Consider the following 21,618-nt stretch of genomic DNA (forward strand, 5'->3'; position numbering starts at 1 on the left):
TTTAAACTATCTTAAAGAAACTGCTGCACTGTCTTTAGCGGCTGGTGCAGCGGCACCCGACTCATTCGATTCTGAAAACAACTCACCCTGCGGTTCTTTCGGCGTGGCCGGTTTGGTTCCATGCAGGCTTTTTACATAACTGGCTAACTGGGCAATTTGCACAGGTGAATAATCTTCCTTCCAGCTTTTCATTCCTTTTTCAGGCCAGCCATATTTAATGGTTTTAAACACATCTTTTACATTACCTCCATGCAGCCAGTAATCATCGGTAAGGTTAGGCCCCACGCCACCACCACCATCTGCACTATGACAGGCAGCACATACGGTAGTAAATATTTTTTTACCCCCTTCCAACGAAGCGTCATCCGTAAGCAGTTTTACCGTACTCTCATCTACGTTGTTAGCTGCTTTTGCCAGGTAAATAGCCTTGGCCGCTTCTGCCTTCTCCATTTCAATAGCATACTCTTCCTGACTTAAAGGCGCGCTGTTAGACACGTGGAAACGCCAGATGTACACTATAGCTACAAAAATGGTCAGGTAAAAACCATATAACCACCATGGTGGAAGCTTATTATCCAGCTCTCTGATACCATCATAGTCGTGATTCAATTCAAGCGCTGCTTCTTCTTTCATGGAACGGAAGGAGTTCATTTTACTCCACCATGTTTTCCATGCGGGCACTTTTTCTTCCTGCACTTCACTTACCGCTACCGCTGCTTTTTGCCTGCCCAGTAACACTTTCAGGTTAAACAACAATGCCAGTATCACCACCAGTTCCAGCGCGATTACTGATACCAGCGTATAAAATGACACCTGCGACATGCCGGCAATTTGTGTAGATACCGGAGCTGTAGTGGCAGCATCTGCTGCTGCATCCTGTGCATGCAACAGACCAGTTGCCAAACACAACACCAGCACACTTAACACTTTACCTGCCGTACCTGCGCCCGTTGCTTTTTGCTCTTCTTTGTATTTCAATACAAATAACTGGGCTGCACTCAGCACTACATAAGCCAGGCCACCAATGGCCAACAACAAACCAATGCTCACGCACACCAATGTAATGGCTAAAGGGTTGTCCATTTCGCTTTTTACGGGAGGGCCACCAGCAAACACTGACATGGGCAGTAACAGGCCCATCAGTATAAAAAACCGCTGTTTATATTTTAATAAGCAACTCATTTTGCACATGTATTAATCTAATGGAATACGGTTAATGTGATCAATCAGCTTTTTATCGGCTTTGAATGCCCATAAAGTCACGATAAGAAAAAAACTAAAAAAGATAAAAAAGGAACCTAGCGCAAACACATCAACACCAGTAATCTTTTCCAGGTAATGAATAAATTTCATTGTAGTAATGTTTAAGGATTATTGATTATTAGCCTGTGCTGTTACAGAAGGCCTGATATCTGTTCCCACTCTTTGCAAATAGGCTATCAGCGCCACTATTTCTGCCTGGCTGCTGGTTTCAATTTTGTCGTTCTTTAACCTTTGTTTGATAGCTGTTGCCTGCTGTACCAGATCGGCATTCGCCACTTTATCATATCCCGCTGCATAAGGCACACCTAACGTTTGCATAGCCCTTATTTTAGCTGCGGTAGAAGCGGTATCTATTTTATTATCCAGCAACCAGGGATAGTTAGGCATAATAGATCCGGGCGACATAATACGTGGGTCCATCATGTGGTTATAGTGCCAGCTGTCAGGATACTTACCACCTATCCTTGCCAGGTCCGGACCAGTTCTTTTGCTGCCCCACTGGAATGGATGATCGTACACAAACTCACCAGCCTTACTATACTCTCCATAACGTGCTACTTCATCACGGAAAGGGCGTATCATCTGTGAGTGGCAGGTGTAACAACCTTCTCTGATATAAATATCCCGTCCCTGCAATTCTAACGGAGTATAAGGCTTCACAGAAGCGATGGTAGGAATATTGCTCTTTACCAAGAAAGTAGGTACCATTTCCAGTGCGCCACCAATAGCTACTGCCACCAGACTGAACACCAGTAACTGTATAGGCCTTCTTTCAATCCAGCGATGCCAGTGTTCTTTACCATGTGTTTCTATCACTTTAGGTAATGGCGCTGCTTCTGCTGCTTCGTTAGCCACCAGTTTGCCCGCTTTCACTGTTTTGCACAGGTTGTAACACATCACCAGCACACCGCTCAGGTACAGCAAACCACCCAGGCTACGTGTAACATACATAGGCAATATATGGGTTACTGTTTCCAGGAACTGGAATTTCAGTTGTCCTTCTTCAGTGAAAGACTTCCACATCATGCTTTGGGTAAAAGCAGCCCAGTACAATGGAACAGCATATAATATAATACCTATAGTACCTATCCAGAAATGACTATTGGCCAGTTTTTTTGAATATAATGGCGTATTGAAAATTTTAGGGATGATCCAATACAGTACACCAAAGGTTAAGAAACCATTCCAACCTAATGCGCCAATGTGCACGTGCGCAATAGTCCAGTCGGTAAAGTGTGAAATAGCGTTTACGTTTTTCAGGCTCAGCATCGGACCTTCAAAAGTGGCCATACCATAACAGGTAATAGCAACTACCAGGAATTTCAATACCGGCTCTTCCCGTACTTTATCCCATGCACCTCTTAACGTAAACAATCCATTCAACATACCACCCCAGCTTGGTGCAATAAGCATGATGCTAAACACTACACCCAGGCTTTGTGCCCAATCAGGCAACGCAGTATATAACAGGTGGTGCGGGCCAGCCCATATATAGATGAATATCAACGCCCAGAAGTGAATAATAGATAAGCGGTAGCTGTAAACCGGCCTGTTAGCTGCTTTGGGCAGGAAGTAATACATCAGGCCCAGGTAAGGAGTAGTAAGGAAAAACGCCACCGCGTTATGACCATACCACCATTGCACCAACGCATCCTGCACACCCGCATACCAACTGTAGCTTTTCATAAAAGAAACAGGGATCTCAAAAGAGTTTACAATATGCAGCATGGCTACGGTTACCCAGGTAGCGATGTAAAACCAGATGGCTACATACAAATGACTTTCGCGTCTTTTTAAAATAGTACCGAACATATTAATACCAAACACTACCCAAATGAGGGTAATAGCGATATCAATAGGCCATTCCAGCTCGGCATATTCTTTACCGGAAGTATACCCTGCCAGTAAGGTAATAGCAGCAGATACAATGATCAGTTGCCAGCCCCAGAAATGAATTTTGCTTAGCACATCGCTAAACATACGGGCTTTACACAGCCTTTGCAGCGAGTAGTAAACACCCATGAAAATACCGTTGCCCACAAACGCAAAAATCACCGCGTTGGTATGAACGGGACGAACGCGACCAAAGGTCGTAGGGGCCAGGTTAAAGTTGGCACCAGGTAAATATAACTGAACTGCGGCCAGCAAACCAGCCAGCATGCCCACCACACCCCACAATATGGTGGCATAGGCAAACATCTTTACAATCCGGTTATCATAATAGAACTTTTCCACCTGCATAGAAGATTTGAATTAAGGTTCATCAATTGTAGAGGTATGATTATCGTCAAACAGTATTCTCACGGGCGGACCTTCTTCATCCCGGTACTGTCCGCTCTTGACGTTCCAGATAAAAGCAGCCAGAAAAAGCGCAGCTACTGAAATACTTACAACCAGTAAAAGGATAATTACAGTCATGAATAATGTAATGAAATAACCCCCCAAAAGTAGATAGGCCTATTCCGCCCCCCTATGACATAACTCAACCGTTTCGCTGATTTTTGTCATGTTTTAACGCCGGTCGTATTACTTTGAGCATACTATTTGAGTACATTTAGTATTAAACATTGCCCATATGACGAAAAGCATCACCATTAGCCTGATTGCCATCAGCCTGTGTACATCCTTCTCTTTACAGGCACAAGACAAACCAGCACCAGCAAAAAGATTTTACCTGAAAGCAGCGGGAGGGTATTTTTTCAGTGTATCTCCGGGTCAGTTTCCTAAAGTAGGCGCCTACGACCCGCGGGAAACCTACCAAACGTATAATACCAGCACGGGAGCTACCAGTGTAACATCCGACAAAGTACTTACTGGCTCTTACGGCGCCGGCGTAAGGGGTGGACTTACCGCAGGATTTGACATCAACAATTATGTAGCTGTGGAATTATCTGCCAATTACTACCATAGCAAAACCAACCTGATGACACACCAGGTTACCACTGCCGAAGGTAGTAGCACTGTACTAGGTTCTGTAGAATCGCATGGTCACGTAAACGCCATTGACGTAGCACCTTCTATTGTATTAAACCCTGCATCCAAAGGAAAGCTCAATCCCTATGTTCGTATTGGGGTAGTAGTGCCGGTATGGGGTAGATTGTATATTGAAACAGCTGGATATAAAGCCAGCAGTGTTACCGGAGCACCTACCTTACTATCGCAGGTAAGTGTTCAACGTAAAGAAGCAGTTAAGCCTAATATGACTGTAGGGTTCCAGGGCGCTTTAGGTGTCACTTATAAATTAGGCAATAATCTTTCCCTGTTCCTGGAAACAGAATACAGGAACGTGCCGGTACAAAGCAAAAGCAAGGAAGTGAAGGAGTATGCAGAAACCTTAAAGGTAATCAACGTTACCAATGGAGCTACTGTAAGCGGCCCCACCAGCAGAGGTTTAAACGATTTGTCTACTGCGGAAAGATATACTGATTATCAAACCACCGTGAATACCAGTTCTAACACCCCAACAGGTGTAACAGACCCGGCCCATCCCACGCAAACCCAATACAAGGATAATAATAAGCCCGCCAATGATTTAAAATCTTATATCAACATAGGTGGCTTAGGCTTGAACCTGGGTATCAAATTCAGGATTTAATACCTTTTATATAATAACAGACCATAGGTGCCAGACATATTTACTAAGCAATTAGTCAGGTTGTAAACGAGGATCATCTCCCACACTATGGTCTGTTACTTTTTATACACATCTATTTAATACCCGCCGGCTTCCCCTTTAACCTTAGCAGGTAAGCTGCTATATTACTCACTCCAAAAGTCAACAGCATAATGGTAAGGCTACTACTGGGCATTAAGATAGCTGCAATCATAGGCGACAATTTTGCCTGTACGGCAAAAGACAATCCTACTATATTATATACTATAGACACCACAAAAGCCGCCATTACCACTTTCTTATTTACCCGGCACAGACGTATAATTCTTCCCAGGGTAGTTAACTGCTTCGCTTCCAGTATAGCATCACAGGCAGGTGTAAAACAATTAGAATCTTCTGTTACAGCAATCCCCACATCTGCCTGCTTTAATGCCCCTGCATCATTCAGGCCATCACCAATCATCATTACCCGTTTACCTTCTTCCTGCAAACGTTCAATTACCTTTAGTTTATCTTCCGGCCCCTGATTAAACAATACATAAGAGCCACGCACCAATAAGCCCGATAGATATCTTTGCTCCGCATCATTGTCGCCACTTAAAATGGTTACCGGGTATATTTTTTGCAAATGCTCCAGCAGTTCAGGCACTTCTGTTCTGTAACGGTTTCTGACCATAAAGCAACCCCATACTTTATCTTCTATGGACACATACATAGTTGCCGTTTTTTCTACACCAGCCAGATCGTTACATACAAACTTGCGAGAGCCTATTGCTATCAGGTCGTTATCTACAATGCCTTCAATACCGGCACCGGGTATTTCTTTAAAGCCCAACACCTGTTTTTTGCGACGCGTATTGGCCCAGCGTACCAGCGCCTTACTCATAGGGTGATTGCTTTGCGCAGCCAGGGACGCTATTTTCACTTTCAGGTCCAATGTAAGCTCCCGGCCTTTATATTCAATTTCGCTGTTGTGTGCTTCGGTAAGCGTACCGGTTTTGTCAAATACGATATGATCTGCATTGGCTATTTCTTCTATCACCTGCGCATTACGCAAATACAACTGTTGCCTTCCCAGCAAACGCAGGATGTTGCCATTGGTAAAGGTGTTACTCAATAATAAAGCACAGGGGCAGGCTACAATTAATACCGCAGTAACCGCACTCCATATTTTAGCAGCATCGTGCATATACCAATACACAGCAGCACCAAATGCTATCGTAAACAAAATCCAGGTGAAATAACGACTTAACAGGTGCACAAAGGAACGCTCCTCATCTGCCTTTTTCTTTTGCCATTCTTCCCTGTTCCATAAACGGGTTAAATAGCTTTGCGCCACCTCTTTAATTACCATCAACTCAATGTTGCCTCCCACCTGCTTGCCGCCTGCGTAAACAATTTCACCTACCTCTTTTACTACAGGAACACTTTCACCAGTTACAAAGCTGTAATCGATATACGCTTTGCCACGTGTGATAATGCCATCGGCGGGTATCAGCTCTTCGTTATGAATTAACAAAGTATCATCCAGATGAATATCGGGTAACATCACCGTTTCTTCTGCCCCATCCAGCATACGCGTTACCGCTATCGGAAAGTAAGAAGTATAGTCACGTTCAAAGTTGAGCCTGTCGTATGTTTTATCCTGCAACACACGCCCTATCAGCATAAACAACACAATACCTGACATAGAATCGAAATAACCGCCCCCGGTACCGGAAAGCACTTCATACACGCTTCGGCCAAAAGTTACCAGTATAGCCAGTACTATGGGCGTATCTATATTCAGGAAACCATGCTTTAAACCTTTCCAGGCACTTTTATAAAACTCCAGAGCGCTGTAAAAAAACACGGGCAAGCTCAACAACAAATTAATGCCCCGGAACACATTTACCAGGTATTGCTCATGCACATCTATACCCAGGTATTCCGGAAAGCTCAGCAACATAATGTTGGCAAAGCAAAAGCCTGCCACCCCAAGCTTGTATATTTTAGAATTATCTGATTTGGGCTTATCCGCCGCAAACTGCTTTAAGCTGATATATGGTTCGTACCCTACACTGGTGAGCAGCTCAGCCACCTGCCGCAGCGTGAGTTTATGATGATCGAAAAAGATTTCAACTTCCTTACTGGGGAAGTTGACTTTAGAAGAAATGATGGCCGGTTGCAGGCGATGCAAATTTTCCAGCAACCACAAACAGCTGCTGCAATGTATTTGCGGTAAATAAAAAGTAACGAAAGTGCGATCGTCATTTTCAAAACTGATAATAGAACGGCTTACTTTTTCATCGTCCAGGAACTGGAATTTATTCTGCCGCACCGGCTGCCGCTGGTTAACACCCGGATTATTGGAGATATCGTAATAATCACACATGCCGTTACGCTGCAAAATGTTGTATACCATACTACACCCATCGCAGCAAAACTGCTTACCAAAACTCATTACCGGCTTATCGCTACAATCTTCCCCACAATGAAAACATGCAGTTTTTATCTCTATTGAAGCCATAGTTATTTATTTTTCGAGCCATTGCCAGTTAACTCCTTTACAGCAGGGTACAGCAAATTTTGCCCAATGTGAATCCATTGAAATACGAGTGTTTCCAGTTTAAACAAGTTGTTCAAACACACTTTCCAGCCCATTTGAAAATGCGGCATACTACCAAAATTGCCCAGTAATTGCCGTATACGTTGCATCAGGGCCGCTATTACAGATTGTGTATGCACCACCGAATCTATCATACCAGTGGTATTACCTACCTGACAATGCTGCTCTTGCTGCCATTTCCGAATACAGGGAAACACAATACCTGCTTCTTTTAAAAACAGGTGCTTTAACTCATCTTCCAGCTTGGTAAAAAGCAGGTGCACCAGCTCTGCCACAGAATCGGGCAGGTCTTCTATCTGGGGATGCTGCAGCAGGTAATCATGAATAGTATTGCACAACCCGGTAATGAGCAAATGATAATCCCGTTCAACCAGTTCGCACAATGCGGCCGGAGTGAATTCGCTTTCCTGCAGATGATTGAACTGGTACAATTGCATACATTGCCAATTTAAGGGCAAGGTATAACGATGCAGATGGCTCAAAAATGAGTTCCATCAGCGGGCTATATGACTTTTATCATGGATTAATCCTGCAGGTTGGCAATGGTAAGCAGGGCGGCGGGCTTCATGAGTTTGATTTTCTTGCCGTCCAGGTCAATAATGCCATCTTTTTTAAATTCTGAGAGCAGGCGTATGGTAGATTCAGTAGCAGTGCCTACCAGGTTGGCTATTTCTTCGCGGGAAAGTTTTACACTTAGTGTAATACCATCTTCCTCAAAACCATAGGTTTCTTTAATAAAAAGCAGGGTTTCGGCCAGTCTTTCCCGTACCGGCTTTTGTGCCAGGTGCGTAATTTTCAGCTCAGCCTTGTGCAGCTCCTGGCTTAACAGCTTCATCATTTCAAAAGAAAGCGCCGGATCATTTTTCAGGGCCTTTACAAACAGGTCTTTAGGAATAAAACATACCTGTGTATCTTCCAGGGCTACTGCCGAAGCGCTGTAGCGGTCGCCACTTAATAAAGCCCTATAACCCAGCACATCGCCACCCCGTAGCAGACGGGTGATCTGCTCTTTACCATCATCTCCCAGATGTGACAGCTTTATTTTACCGGAGTTGATGCAATACACGCCAAAGGGATAAGTACCCTCACTAAAAATCAACTGACCCTTCTTGTACTGGTTACTAATCTTTTGATCGTTAAAGGCATCAATATACTCGCTGCGTGCTTTACACAACACAGAAGTAAGTCGGTGGTCACAATATTGGCAACCGGTGGAATCGGTGGTATGCTTCATGCTGAATATTGAAGTTGCCGCAAAGATATTCAATTTTCGCCCTATTAATCGAAGCTCTGGTTGCTGGCTGCTGCCAGTTTCAACAAACGGTCAAACTGGTCAGGCGATAAATCGTTGGAAAAATAGTACACCGGATCTACGCGTTCACCGCTGCGGTGTACTTCGTAATGGCAGTGTGGGCCGGTGCTTTTACCTGTGCTGCCCACATACCCTATTACCTCGCCGCGCCTTACATGATCGCCTGGTTTGGCTTTAATCTTATACATGTGACCATACAGGGTTTCATATCCATAGCCGTGGTTAATCACCACGTGGTTACCATATCCACCCGCATTAAAGTTGGCTTCTTTTATTACACCATCTGCAGTGGCATAAATAGGCGTGCCCTGCGGTGCGGTAAAATCAAGCCCAGCGTGAAACTTCGTTACTTTATATACCGGATCTACCCGGTATCCGAAACCGGATGCAATGCGATTTAAATCTTTGTTGCTTACAGGTTGAATGGCAGGAATGGCAGCTAATAGCTTTTCCTTATCCTTTAACATGCCATCAATTTCTTTATATGATTTTTCCTGGAAGGCGGCTCTTTTACTAAGCAGGTTTAACTGGGTGGTCATTTCCTGCACCAGTTGCGTTTCGCCCATCCCCTGCACCAATTGCACCTCTTTATTCTTTTCCATTTCCTTTAAGCGGGCGCTGTCCGGAATGGGGGCGGCTTCAAATATGGCACGATACACATTATTGTCCCTGTTTTGCAATTCGGTCATTTGCTGTTGCAGCTGACGAAGCTTTTCCTGAAAAACACTGTAGCTCTGTTTCAGATCTTCATTCTGTTGTTTCAGTACTTTTTCTTTAGGTGAATCAACATATTGGAAAGCTATAGCCACAATTATAGAAGCCGTAACAATGGCGGCAGCAACAAAGCCGAGGATACGTAACAACTTAATTCTCAATGGAGTAATTAGCTTTTCGTACCGGAGAGTATGTGTATTATAGAAGTATTTAATTTTTTTCATCCCACCGCCCTTAAATTTCTTACTTTACCTTTGGCCACTTTGTAAGCCAACAAAGATAACGGCTTACATCTTTAAATATACTATTTATAAAAACGAATGATTTTTTATGTTAACCAGCGCAGCTATCAGGCAGCAGTTCTTAGATTTTTTTAAGTCAAAAGGGCACGTTATTGTACCTTCTGCACCCATTGTAGTTAAAAACGACCCTACTTTACTGTTCACCAATGCAGGCATGAACCAGTTTAAAGACTACTTTCTGGGTAATAAAAAGCCTGACAGCACCCGTGTGGCCGATACGCAAAAATGTTTGCGGGTAAGCGGAAAGCATAACGACCTGGAAGAAGTAGGTGTCGATACCTATCACCACACCATGTTTGAAATGCTGGGCAACTGGAGCTTTGGTGACTATTTCAAGAAAGAAGCCATAGCCTGGAGCTGGGAACTGCTTACCGAAGTATACAAACTGGATAAAGACCGCTTATATGTAACCATTTTTGAAGGCGACAGCAAAGAAAACCTTCCTAAAGACGAAGAAGCTTTCAACGAATGGAAGCAATGGATTGCGGAAGACAGGATTTTGCTGGGCAATAAAAAAGATAATTTCTGGGAAATGGGCGATACCGGCCCTTGTGGTCCTTGTTCAGAAATCCACGTTGACTGCCGTCCGGATAGTGAGAGAAAACTGGTAGAGGGTAAAACACTGGTAAACGCTGATCATCCGCAGGTAATAGAAATATGGAATAACGTATTCATGCAGTTTAACCGTTTAAAAGACGGTAGCCTGGAACCATTGCCTGCTAAACATGTAGATACTGGAATGGGCTTTGAACGCCTGGTTCGTGTTATACAGGGCAAAACATCTAACTACGATACCGATGTATTCACTGGCACCATCAGTGCTACGGAAAAAATCACCGGTAAAAAATATGACTACAGCGACAGCAAAGAAGCCGTTGCTTTCCGCGTTATTGCCGATCACATCAGGGCAATTTCTTTTACTACCGCCGATGGCCAGCTGCCTTCTAACACAGGCGCAGGCTATGTAATCAGGCGTATTTTAAGAAGAGCAGTAAGATATTACTACTCCTACCTGGATTGTAAGCAGCCATTATTATATCAACTGTTGCCAGTGCTTGCTGAACAGTTTGCCAATGTATTCCCCGAACTGCAACAGCAGGTTGACTTTGTAAGCAAAGTGATCCGTGAGGAAGAAGATGCATTCTTACGCACACTGGATAAAGGGTTGAAGCGTATAGATGATATTATTACCTCTTCTGCTGCCACTAAAACCATCACTGGTAAAGATGCTTTTGAATTAAATGACACCTACGGTTTCCCGCTGGATTTAACCAGGCTGGTAGCTTCTGAATCTGGCTTTGCAGTAGATGAAGCCGGCTTTACCGTAGAAATGGAACAGCAAAAGCAGCGCAGCCGTGCCGCAACCGCCATTGACACAGAAGACTGGGTAGTGTTACAGGAGGAAACCAAAACTGCTTTTATTGGATACGATCATTTGTCAACCAAAACCCGTGTTACTAAGTACCGTAAGGTAAAGGCCAAAGGTAAAGAGGCGTATCAGCTGGTGCTGGAAGCCACTCCTTTCTATGCCGAAAGTGGTGGTCAGGTTGGCGATACCGGTATTCTGCAATTTGACGAGGAAGCCATTGAGGTGATCGATACCAAAAAAGAAAACAACCTGTATATACAGCTTACCGATACGTTACCGCAGAACATTCATGCAGAAGTGCTGGCCGTAGTAGATGCTAACCGCAGAAGCGCCATTAGTGTACATCATAGTGCTACCCACCTGCTGCATGCCGCTTTACGTGAGGTGCTGGGGGCCCACGTAGCACAGAAAGGTAGCCTGGTAAACAGCGATCAGCTACGTTTCGACTTCTCCCATTTTGCTAAAGTAACCGACGAAGAACTGGCAAAGATTGAGCAGATAGTAAACGAAAAAATACGCCAGAACGTTCCGGTGGTAATTAAAGAAATGTCGAAAGACGAAGCCGTGCAAATGGGTGCTATGGCATTGTTTGGCGAAAAATACGGAGATGTGGTACGCGTGGTAGTAATGGACCCGAATTATTCCATTGAGTTATGTGGCGGCACACACGTAGGCGCTACTGGTAAACTGGGCTTCTTTAAAATTAAGCATGAAAGTGCAGTTGCTGCCGGCGTACGCCGTATAGAAGCAGTAAGTGGCGCAACCGCTGAAACTTATATAGTAGAGCAACTGAACCAGATAAAAGAGGTGAAAGAAGCGTTGAAAAATCCGAAAGACCTGTTGAAGGCTATCGAAAATATTAGCACAGAGAACGCCGAGCTGAAAAAACGCATCGAAAGCCTGGAAGCCAAGCAACTGGCTGTTGTAAAACAAGAGTTGTTACAACAGGTTACCCAGGTAAACAATACCCAGTTCATTGGTGCCGTAATTGATGCCAGCAGCGCAGATGGTTTGAAAAAGCTGTGCTTTGATATTAAGAACGACCTTACCGGCGACTATGTAGTAGTGTTAGCTGCTTCTATAGAAGGAAAAGCTCAGGTGGCCGTATTATTATCTGACAGTGTTAGCACCAACAAAAGCCTGGAAGCGCCTAAAATTATTAAAGAGCATATTGCTCCTTTAATCAAAGGCGGTGGCGGCGGACAAAAAACGCTTGCTACAGCGGGCGGGCAGGATGCCAGCAACCTGGCACAAACCATTGAAAAAGTAAAAACACTGCTGTAATGTAATAGCGTGTATATATTCTTCAGCCGCTGCATCTAACCATGCAGCGGCTTTTTTTATGCAGACCAGATTCTCCTATTCTTTCTTTAATATTTTATTCGTTTTTTCCATAAATCGTCCATCTCCATTACATCGTCTGCCAACGGCGCATCTTTTGCTGTCACTTTTTGCCGCTTGTCAATTAGCTGCATTTTAACATTTGCGAACTCTTTCGTATTTCATTTTCTTCCCTATATTTGATCTACTAAATTATTCGTAGAACATAAATCATACAGAATGAAAACTATACTTAAACACATTACAGGCATTGCATGTATGGCAGCACTCAGCAGCACAGTACATGCTCAGGCCCCGGATGTTAAAAAAGAGGATAATATTATTATCCGGAAAAAAGGCGGTGCAGATGAAAAAATGACCATTGTAATTGATGGAGATAACATTACTGTTAATGGCAAACCGCTTGATCAATATAAAGATTCCAGTTTAGAAATTCATCGCTTTAAAGAGGGGGCTAACTTTCGTGGTAGCCGTGGCCTTTCCAAACGATTTGGTCCAGGTGCGCCCCCACGTCCTGAAGCCCCTGGTCGCTTGGATGCCCCTGATGCACCAGAAGCTCCCGCAGCCCCTGATGCACCTGAGGCTTTTAACCATTTCCGTGGTCCTAAAAGAGGATTCAGCAAAGAGTTGCGCACTTTTTCGCCGGGTAATAAAGCCCTGTTAGGTGTAGTGACTGAAAAAGATGAGAAAGGTGCAAAAATCACGATCGTATCTCCTGAAAGCCCTGCTGTGAAAGCAGGATTACAAAAAGATGATATTATCATCAGCATTAATGATACAACAATCAGCAACAGTGATGATCTTACTGCTTTTGTAGGCAAGCATAAGCCGGAAGACAAAGTGAAAGTAACCTATATCCGCAACGGCAAAAAAGCTACCGCTACTGCCGTGTTGGCCAAAAGAGAGAATAGAGTACAGCATTTTAACTGGAGCAATGATAATGATGATTTTGCATTTGACATGCCCGACATGCCTGAGTTACAGGAGTTTTTTGGTGGCGGAGATATGCAGCCCTTCCGCGGCGGCAGAAGCTTTGGATTCAAAGAGGGCATGCACAAGCCACACCTGGGATTACAGGTGCAGGACACAGAAGAAGGTAAAGGTGTAAAAGTGTTACATGCTGCCGAAGAATCGCCCGCTGCTAAAGCAGGTATTCAGAAAGAAGATGTAGTTACTTCAGTAAACGGGAAAGACATACAATCAGTAGACGACCTGAAAGAGCAGTTGAAGAATGTGAAGGAAGGAGATACCGTTAATATCGGTTATCTGCATGGTAAAGAGGTGCGTACTGCCCAGATAAATTTCCTAAAAAACTGAAAACATCCGATCTCTAGTTTCTTCATTCTTCGATATACAGTTTCAGCAATGCAATGAACCGTTGTTATCCAGCAACGGTTTTTTGTTGCCCGTTTATAGGTACATTCGCAGTACAATGAGCCATATTTCAGACAAATACGAAGCCGTGATCGGGCTGGAAATTCACGCGCAGCTGGCAACTGCCAGCAAATTGTTCAGTGGCGACGCTACCTCCTTTGGCGCAGCGCCCAATACGCAGGTGAGTCCCATAACCCTGGGGCATCCCGGAACCCTGCCCAAAACCAACAAAAAGGCAGTAGAATATGCTATACGCATGGGCCTTGCCTGTAACTGCGAAATTGAGGAGTACAACTACTTTGCCCGTAAAAACTATTTCTACCCCGACCTTCCCAAAGGGTACCAGGTATCGCAACACACCACACCTATTTGTAAGGGTGGGCATGTTGCTATTAAAGTGGGGGAAACCAGCAGGAATGTACAGTTAAACCGCATTCACCTGGAAGAAGATGCAGGCAAAAGCATTCATGATATTGATGATAATTACACCTGTGTGGATTATAACCGCGCCGGTGTTGCCTTAATAGAAATTGTTACTGAGCCCGACCTGCACAATGCCGAAGAAGCTTACCAGTATGTGACCGAAGTACGACGCCTGGTTAGATGGCTTGCAGTATGTGATGGTAACATGGAAGAAGGCAGCATGCGCTGCGATGCTAACGTGTCTATACGCCTGAAAGGTGAAACCAAACTGGGTACCAAGGTAGAGGTGAAAAACCTCAACAGCATCCGCAACGTAAAAAAAGCCATTGAGTTTGAAATAGAACGCATGATACAACTGGTGGAATCAGGCGGCACCGTGAGACAGCAAACCCGCAGTTTTGACGCCAGTAACGACACCACCTTCGCTATCAGAGACAAAGAGGAAGCCAACGATTACCGGTATTTTGCCGAACCCGACCTGGCTCCATTCCATCTCAAGCAGTCATTTATTCAATCTATACGCGAACAACTGCCCGCACTCCCAGCCGAACTGCTGCATGTATATCAGCAGGAACTGGGCTTATCGGAATATGATGCAGCACAGCTCTGTGCCGAAAAAGAAACTACGGATTACTTTAACGCAGTAGTAAAACATACCAGCCTGTACAAGGCCGCCGCCAACTTTATCAATGGTCCGGTGAAGCAATACCTGAACGAAAACAAATTGGGCATTGAACAATTAACCATCACCCCTGTGTTGCTGGCGGGTTTATTGCAGTTGGTAGAAGAAGGCCAGGTAAACTTTTCCGTGGCATCTTCCCGTGTATTTCCTGCTATGGTCAATGCTCCCGGCAAAGAAGCGCTGGAGATAGCCACTGAATTAAACGTACTACAGGTGAGTGATTCCGGAGAGCTGGAAGCCTGGGTAATACAAGCGCTGGAAAGTATGCCCGATAAGGTAGCAGAATATAAAAAAGGTAAGAAAGGATTAATAGGCCTGTTTGTAGGCGAAGTGAAAAAGATCAGCAAAGGAAAAGCAGATCCCAAACTGGTAACTACGTTGATACAGGAGAAATTAAAATAACATACAAAACGAGTAAGTGATGATGAAGCAGCTTTGGGTAGTAGCTACCGTAATGCTTGCAGGAACTGCCTGTAAAGAAAAACAGCATGGCGCCTTTGTAATAAGCGGGCAAATTGAACATGCCCCCGTAGCCAATGGCAAAATTTATTTACAGGAACTCACCTATGGCAGCCCACAACCTGTTATACTGGATTCCGGCAGCCTAAAAGGCAACGGCAATTTTGAGCTGAGGGCCATGGCTAAAGAAGAAGGTATTTACCAGCTGAGTCTGGAAAAGGGTCCTGCCCTGTTGTTTATTAACGATGGCGGCCACATTAAAGTGAAGTTTGACGTAAACAGTTTTAGAAAGCCCAATATTCAGGGTTCTGATGCCACTTCTGCTTTATACGATTTCTTTGAAAGATACCGCACGCGCGATTCTTCTATAGCCGGCACCTATGCCGAAATAGATTCTATCCGCAAAAAGCCGGGCAGCGATAGCCTGATATCAGTGCTGGAAAGCAAAGGCAATAATCAGCTGAAGCAGTTAAATGAAACAGTAAGTGATTTTATTAAACAAACTCCCAGCCCTGCTTCTGCATTCTATGTTATTGGCCTGGCCAGCAACTCTATGAAATCGGAAGAACTGGTGACTTTGGTAAACCAAACTTCCGAAAAATTTAAAGACCATAAAGGACTTACCCAGTTGAAAAACATGGTAGCTGCCTCTTCCAAACAGGCCGCTGCGCAGCAGGATCAGCCTTATGCACTGTTGAACCAGCAAGCACCTGAATTAACCATGAACGATGCCAATGGCAAACCTGTAAGCATCAGTAGCTTTAAAGGTAAATATGTGCTGGTAGATTTCTGGGCCAGCTGGTGTGGCCCCTGCCGTGCAGAGAACCCCAATGTAGTAGCAGCTTATTCAAAGTTCAAGGATAAAAACTTTACCATACTGGGTGTATCATTAGATAATGATAAAAAAGCCTGGCAGGATGCTGTTGCAAAAGATAAACTTACCTGGACACAGATGAGCGACTTAAAGCAATGGGAAAGCGCCGCAGTAAACACTTATCAGTTTGACGCTATTCCTTTTAATGTGCTGATTGATCCAACAGGCAAAATCATTGCTGCAAGATTAACCGGTCCAGAGCTGGAGGCAAAGTTGGCAGAAGTATTGAAATAATACAACTTGTTATAAATACAACATGGTTATAAAAGAGAAAGCCTTCCTGCATTTGCAGGAAGGCTTTCTCTTTTATAAAGCTTAATCACTATTAATAAAGTGGATTCTGAGCTATCACAGGGTTCTGAGTAATTTCAGTTGCCGGGATTGGCCAAACAAACCTGTAGTCACTATAGGCAATAGCTGCCTGACCAGGAGTATAACCTCCGCCACATACAAAGTTGGCCAAACCAGCTGTACCGTTTGTAGCCTTAGCAGGTATACCACCCGGGCTAAAATCAGCATCTTTAGCTAAACGGTGAATATCACTCCAACGCTTGCCTTCGCAAAGAAACTCAATCCTTCTTTCCAGAAGAATAGCAGCAATAAGCGCATTCTTGGAGGTAAGCGTAAGGCTGGTATATGCTTCAGTGGCGGGTATCGCCAAAGAACGGTTTCTTACTACGTTTAACAGGTTTAAGGCTCTGGTAGAGAATGTAGTAGAATTTCTTGCTTCTGCCTCTGCCAAAGTTAACAGCACTTCTGCATAACGAATTTGCGGAGCATAGTCGCTGTAGCTGACATAATCTCTGTATTTGGTAGTAAACCAGCTTTGCGTACCAGCACTGTTGGTTCCTGATACCAGCAGAGCAGATCTTCTTTTATCACTACATAACCATCCTGCATTGTTATAAATAATAGGAGAAACTGATACAAGCCCTCTTCCTGTTAAGCTGGCAGCACCAAACATTCTGGATAATGCACCGTTTGTGCTAGGCGCATCCAATGCGTCGTTCTTTACAGAGAAAATGCTTTCAGTGGAGTTGTTATTAGCAAAGGGGCCATCAGGACTAGCTGTTAATGCCCAGTTACCAATAGGACTTTTTACAGAAGTAGGCGTAGTAGGGTCTACAGTTGCAGGAACCAGTTTAGCACCTTCTGTAATTACACCTGCCCAGTCGCCCATGTGTAACTTCACTCTCATTTTTAAAGCGATAGCCGCTGCTTTTGTTGCACGGTAGCTGGCTATTGTTTCCGGTAAATTCGCTTCCGCATAGTCAAGGTCTGCAAGTATTTTGATATAAACACTATCTACACGCATACGTGGAGTGTTTAACAGCGTACTTACAGCAGTACTAGAGGTGATAGGGGTTTCCCTGTAAGGAACACCCACCTGAGTTCCATTGCCATCCAGGTAAGGCCTTGCATATTGAATCAATGCCTCATGATGTGCCAATGCCCTCAGAAAGCGGCACTCCGCTTCATATTGTGAAGCTACTGCAGAAGTCAGAATTCCTGAAGAGGCGGCTGAGCGGAAACCATTGATACCAATATTGGCTTTATTAATCAACTCATATAAACCTTTCCACATAGCCACACAGTTGGCAGAAGTAGAGTTGTAGGTAGCCTGATAGGTAATTTGGAAAAATGCCTGAATATTCACTACATCCTCACCTCTGGCGTCTCCTTGTTCAATATTGGCAGCACCGAAAGGATATCCTCTTACTTCTGTAGTCCCACTGGTATAATAAGAGCTTTGTGCACCATCGTAAACTCCGTTTAAAGCCAACGCACATCTTGCTGCTGTAGAAAAGGCACTAGCATCAGTTACTGCGTTATATGGAGAAGTTTCTAATACCTTGTTGCACCCGAACATAAAAGGAACAAAAAGGAAGCTTATTACTATTTTCTTCATGATTCGTTTTTTAGTGTTTCAATATTAAAATCCTGCAGACAGACCAAATGAAATAGTGCGAACCTGTGGTGCTACTGCAGCATCAACACCTGTTGCACTAATGTTGTCCGGATCTGCGCCTTTATACTTTGTCCATACATGCAGATTCTGTCCCTGTGCAAAAATCTTTAAGCTTTTAATATATCCACCTGTACCATGCTCCAGTACTTTAGCTGGTAATGAATAAGATAATACCACGTTCTGAAGTCTTAAGTAGTTACCGCTCTCCACAAATCTTGAAGAAGCAGCGTTAGAACTGTTCATATTAGCCGCCTGGCCATAGTATAATTTAGGAACATCTGTAACTTGTCCTGCTGTAGTCCATCTGTCTAATACTTCAGTACCGTTGTTCTGGAAGCTCATGTTATTCAACGCATCTTGTCTGGTAACGTTCATGATTTTGTTACCACCAGAGTAACGCAACATGATGTCAAGGGTAATACCCTTATAGCTGAAAGTATTAGAGAAACCGCCAAACCAAACCGGAATACCCTGTCCCAGGTTTGTCTTGTCAGCAGCAGCCAATGAAGATGCTGCGCCTAAAGTGCCATCGGCTTTGCTGTTAGCTACATAAAAACCACCGGCAGTAGAACCTGGAGTGAGGCTTAACTGTACCATGCTACCGTCTGCCTTAAACCACATTGGGTTACCATTGGCGCTGTTTACACCTGCATATCTGTAGCCATAAATGATGTTCATTGGATCACCTACGCGAATGATATTGTAGTTGCCGTTTTCAATACTTTGAACAGGTTTGCCACCCACAGGATACAGAGACTGGATTTTATTTTTAACCTGAGAATAGTTGAAGCTCGCATCCCATGTAAAGCCACTCTTTGTGTTGAGGATGTTTCCGCTGATTGAAATTTCAATGCCTTTGTTTTGTAATTTACCAACGTTAGTAGAAATAGAACCTCCGCTTGTTCCGGTTGAACCTGGTACACCTGCACTGAGCGGAGTAGGTACATCCAATACGAGATTATTCACATCGTTCAGAAACCAATCAGCAGTAATAGTGAACCTGTTTTTCAGGATAGATAAATCAATACCCACATCGTATTTACCATTGGTTTCCCATTTCAGGTTCGGGTTACCGATAGAAGTAGGGGCAATACCGCTTACATTACCATATGGCCTGTTACCAAACTGGCTTAAGTAAGGATACCCGGTTAAAGTATTACCCACTTTGGCATACGAACCTTTCAATTTTACTTCATTAAACCATTTTGACAGGAAAGGAGAATTTAACCAGAAAGCCTCTCTGGAAGGACGCCATCCCACAGAATAACCAGGGAAAGTTCCATATTGATTGCCTTTTGCCAATGCACTTTGACCATCTCTTCTGAAGGTAGCCTGAATAAAGTACCTGTTTTTGAAATCATAATTAAGTCTTCCGAAAGTAGAAAGGAACCCTGTTTTGTCGTAGTTACCAAGTATTTTTTGCGTGCTGGCAGCGTTGCTGATTACGTTTTCATTGATATAGAATGCGTCAGAAAGCACTGTACCGTCAGCAGAAAACCATTTGTAAGTTTGCTTCTGTACTTCATAACCACCTGTCAGGTAAAAATTATGATCTTTTATAGAAAGATTATAATTGAAGTAGTTAGTCCATAATAATCTCAGCCAGTTTTGAGCAGCATTATATGTTTCGCCAGTACCATAACCATCACCATGATAAATGTTCAGCCCCTGATAGCTGTAATCATTTAACATGTCTATACCTACCTGAGAACGTACTTTCAATCCTTTGGCAGGGCTCACTTCCAGGTACATGTTGTCCATGATCCTGTATTTATCGGAATAGTATTTATTCTTGCGTAAGGTATAAGCTACGTTGTTAAAGTTGTCATCGACAGTCTGGCTGTTTGCACCGGGCGTCATCGAGCCGGAAGTAGGATAATTGATATTGTAACCATCCATTCCTGTTGCACTGTAAGGAGAGGTGTTTGGCAGCAATCTTAAAGCAGCTGCTATAGCACCTCCTAACGAACTGGAACCGTTATTCTGATCACCATCTTCCTGACGGCTGATGTTGATACCATTACCAATTTTTACATACTTATTAATCTCATGATCCACATTCATTCTTATCCTGTAAGCCCTGTTATAGTTACTTATGATAATCCCCTTGTTATTCGAATAGTTGGCAGAGAAATAATATGTAGTTTTATCGCCACCGCCCTGTAAGCTTAATGTATGGCTTTGAGAAAGCGCATTCTTGATCATCACAGTACCTTGCCAGTCTGTATCTACAGTATCGGCACTGGCATTTACACCAGCTCTTGCAGCTAAGCCAGCATTGGAAAGCTTTTCGTTAGCTATTGTTTCAAATTGCTTGGCATTCAGCAGACTAAATTTCTTTAGGGCACTACTAAAACCAACAAATCCATCATAGTTCACTTTAGCACGACCTCTTACACCTTTTTTAGTGGTAATTAATATTACACCACCTGCTGCACGTGAGCCATAGATAGCAGTAGCAGATCCGTCTTTCAGGATGTCCATACTTTCAATATCAGAAGGATTAATATCACCCAAAGTATTTGAATTGGTTGCAGCAGAAAGATTACCGGATATAATAGGTACACCATCCACTACTATTAAAGGATCGTTGCTATTACTAAGGGATTGTACACCTCTGATTCTGATCCTTGCAGGAGTATTCACCGAACCTCCTACTGTAGTTACCTGCACACCAGCAGCTCTACCAGCCAGTTGCTTATCAACTGATGGAGACAACAGGTTTGAGAATTCAGTGGGTTCTATTTTAGAAGCAGAACCGGTAAAGTTTTTCTTTTGTTGTACACCATAACCTACTACTACTACTTCAGCTAAACTTGCTCCACCCGCATTCAGTTTCACTTCAAGGGTAGGCTTATTGCCCACAGCCACAAGTTGTTCTTCATAACCCACATAAGAAATTTGGAAAAGACGGGCATTTTCGGGTACGCTAATACTAAAAGAACCATTCGCTGCGCTTACTGCAGTTACAATTACTTTTTTATCAGCTCCTAAAGCAGTAATAGTAACTCCTCCTAAAGGAGCACCTTTCTCATCTGTTATTTTACCGGTAACAGTCCGGTTCTGTGCCCATGCTTGCACCAGAATGAGACTCATAACCACGAACATTAGTAGTTTTCTCATGTAGAAACAGGTTTTAGTTTAAAATGTATATACTCAACGTGCAATAAAGTGACATATCGATGTTGTACATCGATAAACAGCTTTATATAAACTTATGTGTATAGCACAGCAAAACAGGCAATTACATCGCCTTGATCACTATACTAAAAGCATCAATGATTTAATATTTATATTATACTCTTAAGGTTTGGG

The 21,618-nt window shown here is 43.6% G+C and carries 15 protein-coding genes; 5 read left to right on the top strand and 10 right to left on the bottom strand.

Annotated elements, in window-relative coordinates:
- Positions 1-6: 6 nt before the first annotated feature.
- Genes FLA_RS25450 through ccoS form a run of 4 tightly spaced genes read right to left on the bottom strand, consistent with a single transcriptional unit; the run spans position 7 to position 3,681 of the window.
- Positions 7-1,182: a cbb3-type cytochrome c oxidase N-terminal domain-containing protein gene (locus FLA_RS25450; protein WP_159445057.1), complete on the bottom strand. Its 1,176-nt coding sequence runs from the start codon at positions 1,180-1,182 to the stop codon at positions 7-9.
- A 12-nt stretch (positions 1,183-1,194) separates the two neighbouring features.
- Positions 1,195-1,353, bottom strand: coding sequence for a cytochrome C oxidase Cbb3 (locus tag FLA_RS25455; protein WP_076375638.1), 159 nt, complete (start codon positions 1,351-1,353; stop codon positions 1,195-1,197).
- A gap of 18 nt (positions 1,354-1,371) precedes the next feature.
- Complete coding sequence (ccoN, locus tag FLA_RS25460) at positions 1,372-3,504, bottom strand: cytochrome-c oxidase, cbb3-type subunit I (RefSeq protein WP_076375640.1); 2,133 nt, start codon at positions 3,502-3,504, stop codon at positions 1,372-1,374.
- 12 nt (positions 3,505-3,516) lie between these two features.
- The gene (gene ccoS / locus FLA_RS25465) at positions 3,517-3,681 is read right to left on the bottom strand and encodes a cbb3-type cytochrome oxidase assembly protein CcoS (protein WP_076375642.1); all 165 of its coding nucleotides are present in this window, start codon (positions 3,679-3,681) and stop codon (positions 3,517-3,519) included.
- 157 nt (positions 3,682-3,838) lie between these two features.
- Here ccoS and FLA_RS25470 point away from each other — a divergent pair, with 157 nt between their 5' ends.
- Positions 3,839-4,858: an outer membrane beta-barrel protein gene (locus FLA_RS25470; protein WP_076375644.1), complete on the top strand. Its 1,020-nt coding sequence runs from the start codon at positions 3,839-3,841 to the stop codon at positions 4,856-4,858.
- A gap of 112 nt (positions 4,859-4,970) precedes the next feature.
- Here the strand turns inward: FLA_RS25470 and FLA_RS25475 are convergent, their stop codons facing one another.
- The 4 genes from FLA_RS25475 to FLA_RS25490 all read right to left on the bottom strand — a co-directional run bounded on the left by FLA_RS25475 (position 4,971) and on the right by FLA_RS25490 (position 9,734).
- On the bottom strand, positions 4,971-7,385 hold the full coding sequence (locus tag FLA_RS25475; RefSeq protein WP_076375646.1) for a heavy metal translocating P-type ATPase: 2,415 nt from the start codon (positions 7,383-7,385) through the stop codon (positions 4,971-4,973).
- Between the two features lie 2 nt (positions 7,386-7,387).
- Entirely contained in the window at positions 7,388-7,921 is a 534-nt protein-coding gene (locus FLA_RS25480; protein ID WP_076375648.1) for a hemerythrin domain-containing protein, read from the bottom strand.
- A gap of 86 nt (positions 7,922-8,007) precedes the next feature.
- Entirely contained in the window at positions 8,008-8,718 is a 711-nt protein-coding gene (locus tag FLA_RS25485; protein WP_076375650.1) for a Crp/Fnr family transcriptional regulator, read from the bottom strand.
- A gap of 44 nt (positions 8,719-8,762) precedes the next feature.
- A complete protein-coding gene (locus FLA_RS25490) occupies positions 8,763-9,734 on the bottom strand; it encodes a peptidoglycan DD-metalloendopeptidase family protein (protein WP_076375652.1) in 972 nt (323 codons plus the stop codon).
- Between the two features lie 106 nt (positions 9,735-9,840).
- Between FLA_RS25490 and alaS the strand changes: the two genes are divergently transcribed.
- From alaS to FLA_RS25510, 4 genes are all read left to right on the top strand, one after another.
- Positions 9,841-12,465, top strand: coding sequence for an alanine--tRNA ligase (gene alaS, locus FLA_RS25495; RefSeq protein WP_076375654.1), 2,625 nt, complete (start codon positions 9,841-9,843; stop codon positions 12,463-12,465).
- A gap of 276 nt (positions 12,466-12,741) precedes the next feature.
- The gene (locus FLA_RS31755) at positions 12,742-13,839 is read left to right on the top strand and encodes a PDZ domain-containing protein (protein WP_076375656.1); all 1,098 of its coding nucleotides are present in this window, start codon (positions 12,742-12,744) and stop codon (positions 13,837-13,839) included.
- Positions 13,840-13,954: 115 nt separating this feature from the next.
- Positions 13,955-15,403: an Asp-tRNA(Asn)/Glu-tRNA(Gln) amidotransferase subunit GatB gene (gatB, locus tag FLA_RS25505; protein WP_076375658.1), complete on the top strand. Its 1,449-nt coding sequence runs from the start codon at positions 13,955-13,957 to the stop codon at positions 15,401-15,403.
- A 19-nt stretch (positions 15,404-15,422) separates the two neighbouring features.
- Positions 15,423-16,568 (top strand): peroxiredoxin family protein, encoded by a 1,146-nt coding sequence (locus FLA_RS25510; protein WP_084206017.1) that lies wholly within the window; start codon positions 15,423-15,425, stop codon positions 16,566-16,568.
- Positions 16,569-16,659: 91 nt separating this feature from the next.
- Here FLA_RS25510 and FLA_RS25515 read toward each other — a convergent pair whose 3' ends face one another.
- Positions 16,660-18,243: a RagB/SusD family nutrient uptake outer membrane protein gene (locus FLA_RS25515; RefSeq protein WP_076375662.1), complete on the bottom strand. Its 1,584-nt coding sequence runs from the start codon at positions 18,241-18,243 to the stop codon at positions 16,660-16,662.
- A gap of 24 nt (positions 18,244-18,267) precedes the next feature.
- Entirely contained in the window at positions 18,268-21,426 is a 3,159-nt protein-coding gene (locus FLA_RS25520; protein ID WP_076375664.1) for a SusC/RagA family TonB-linked outer membrane protein, read from the bottom strand.
- Positions 21,427-21,618 lie beyond the last annotated feature (192 nt).

The sequence above is a fragment of the Filimonas lacunae genome (genome assembly GCF_002355595.1).
Lineage (GTDB): Bacteria > Bacteroidota > Bacteroidia > Chitinophagales > Chitinophagaceae > Filimonas > Filimonas lacunae.

Excerpts from the sequence above, each read along its gene's own strand:
- FLA_RS25455 (WP_076375638.1), bottom strand. The coding sequence starts at position 1,353 with ATGAAATTTATTCATTACCTGGAAAAGATTACTGGTGTTGATGTGTTT.
- FLA_RS25450 (WP_159445057.1), bottom strand. The coding sequence starts at position 1,182 with ATGAGTTGCTTATTAAAATATAAACAGCGGTTTTTTATACTGATGGGC.
- FLA_RS25480 (WP_076375648.1), bottom strand. The coding sequence starts at position 7,921 with ATGCAATTGTACCAGTTCAATCATCTGCAGGAAAGCGAATTCACTCCG.
- FLA_RS25510 (WP_084206017.1), top strand. The coding sequence starts at position 15,423 with ATGATGAAGCAGCTTTGGGTAGTAGCTACCGTAATGCTTGCAGGAACT.
- FLA_RS31755 (WP_076375656.1), top strand. The coding sequence starts at position 12,742 with ATGAAAACTATACTTAAACACATTACAGGCATTGCATGTATGGCAGCA.
- FLA_RS25490 (WP_076375652.1), bottom strand. The coding sequence starts at position 9,734 with ATGAAAAAAATTAAATACTTCTATAATACACATACTCTCCGGTACGAA.
- FLA_RS25475 (WP_076375646.1), bottom strand. The coding sequence starts at position 7,385 with ATGGCTTCAATAGAGATAAAAACTGCATGTTTTCATTGTGGGGAAGAT.
- FLA_RS25470 (WP_076375644.1), top strand. The coding sequence starts at position 3,839 with ATGACGAAAAGCATCACCATTAGCCTGATTGCCATCAGCCTGTGTACA.
- FLA_RS25515 (WP_076375662.1), bottom strand. The coding sequence starts at position 18,243 with ATGAAGAAAATAGTAATAAGCTTCCTTTTTGTTCCTTTTATGTTCGGG.
- ccoS (WP_076375642.1), bottom strand. The coding sequence starts at position 3,681 with ATGACTGTAATTATCCTTTTACTGGTTGTAAGTATTTCAGTAGCTGCG.
- gatB (WP_076375658.1), top strand. The coding sequence starts at position 13,955 with ATGAGCCATATTTCAGACAAATACGAAGCCGTGATCGGGCTGGAAATT.
- FLA_RS25485 (WP_076375650.1), bottom strand. The coding sequence starts at position 8,718 with ATGAAGCATACCACCGATTCCACCGGTTGCCAATATTGTGACCACCGA.
- FLA_RS25520 (WP_076375664.1), bottom strand. The coding sequence starts at position 21,426 with ATGAGAAAACTACTAATGTTCGTGGTTATGAGTCTCATTCTGGTGCAA.
- alaS (WP_076375654.1), top strand. The coding sequence starts at position 9,841 with ATGTTAACCAGCGCAGCTATCAGGCAGCAGTTCTTAGATTTTTTTAAG.
- ccoN (WP_076375640.1), bottom strand. The coding sequence starts at position 3,504 with ATGCAGGTGGAAAAGTTCTATTATGATAACCGGATTGTAAAGATGTTT.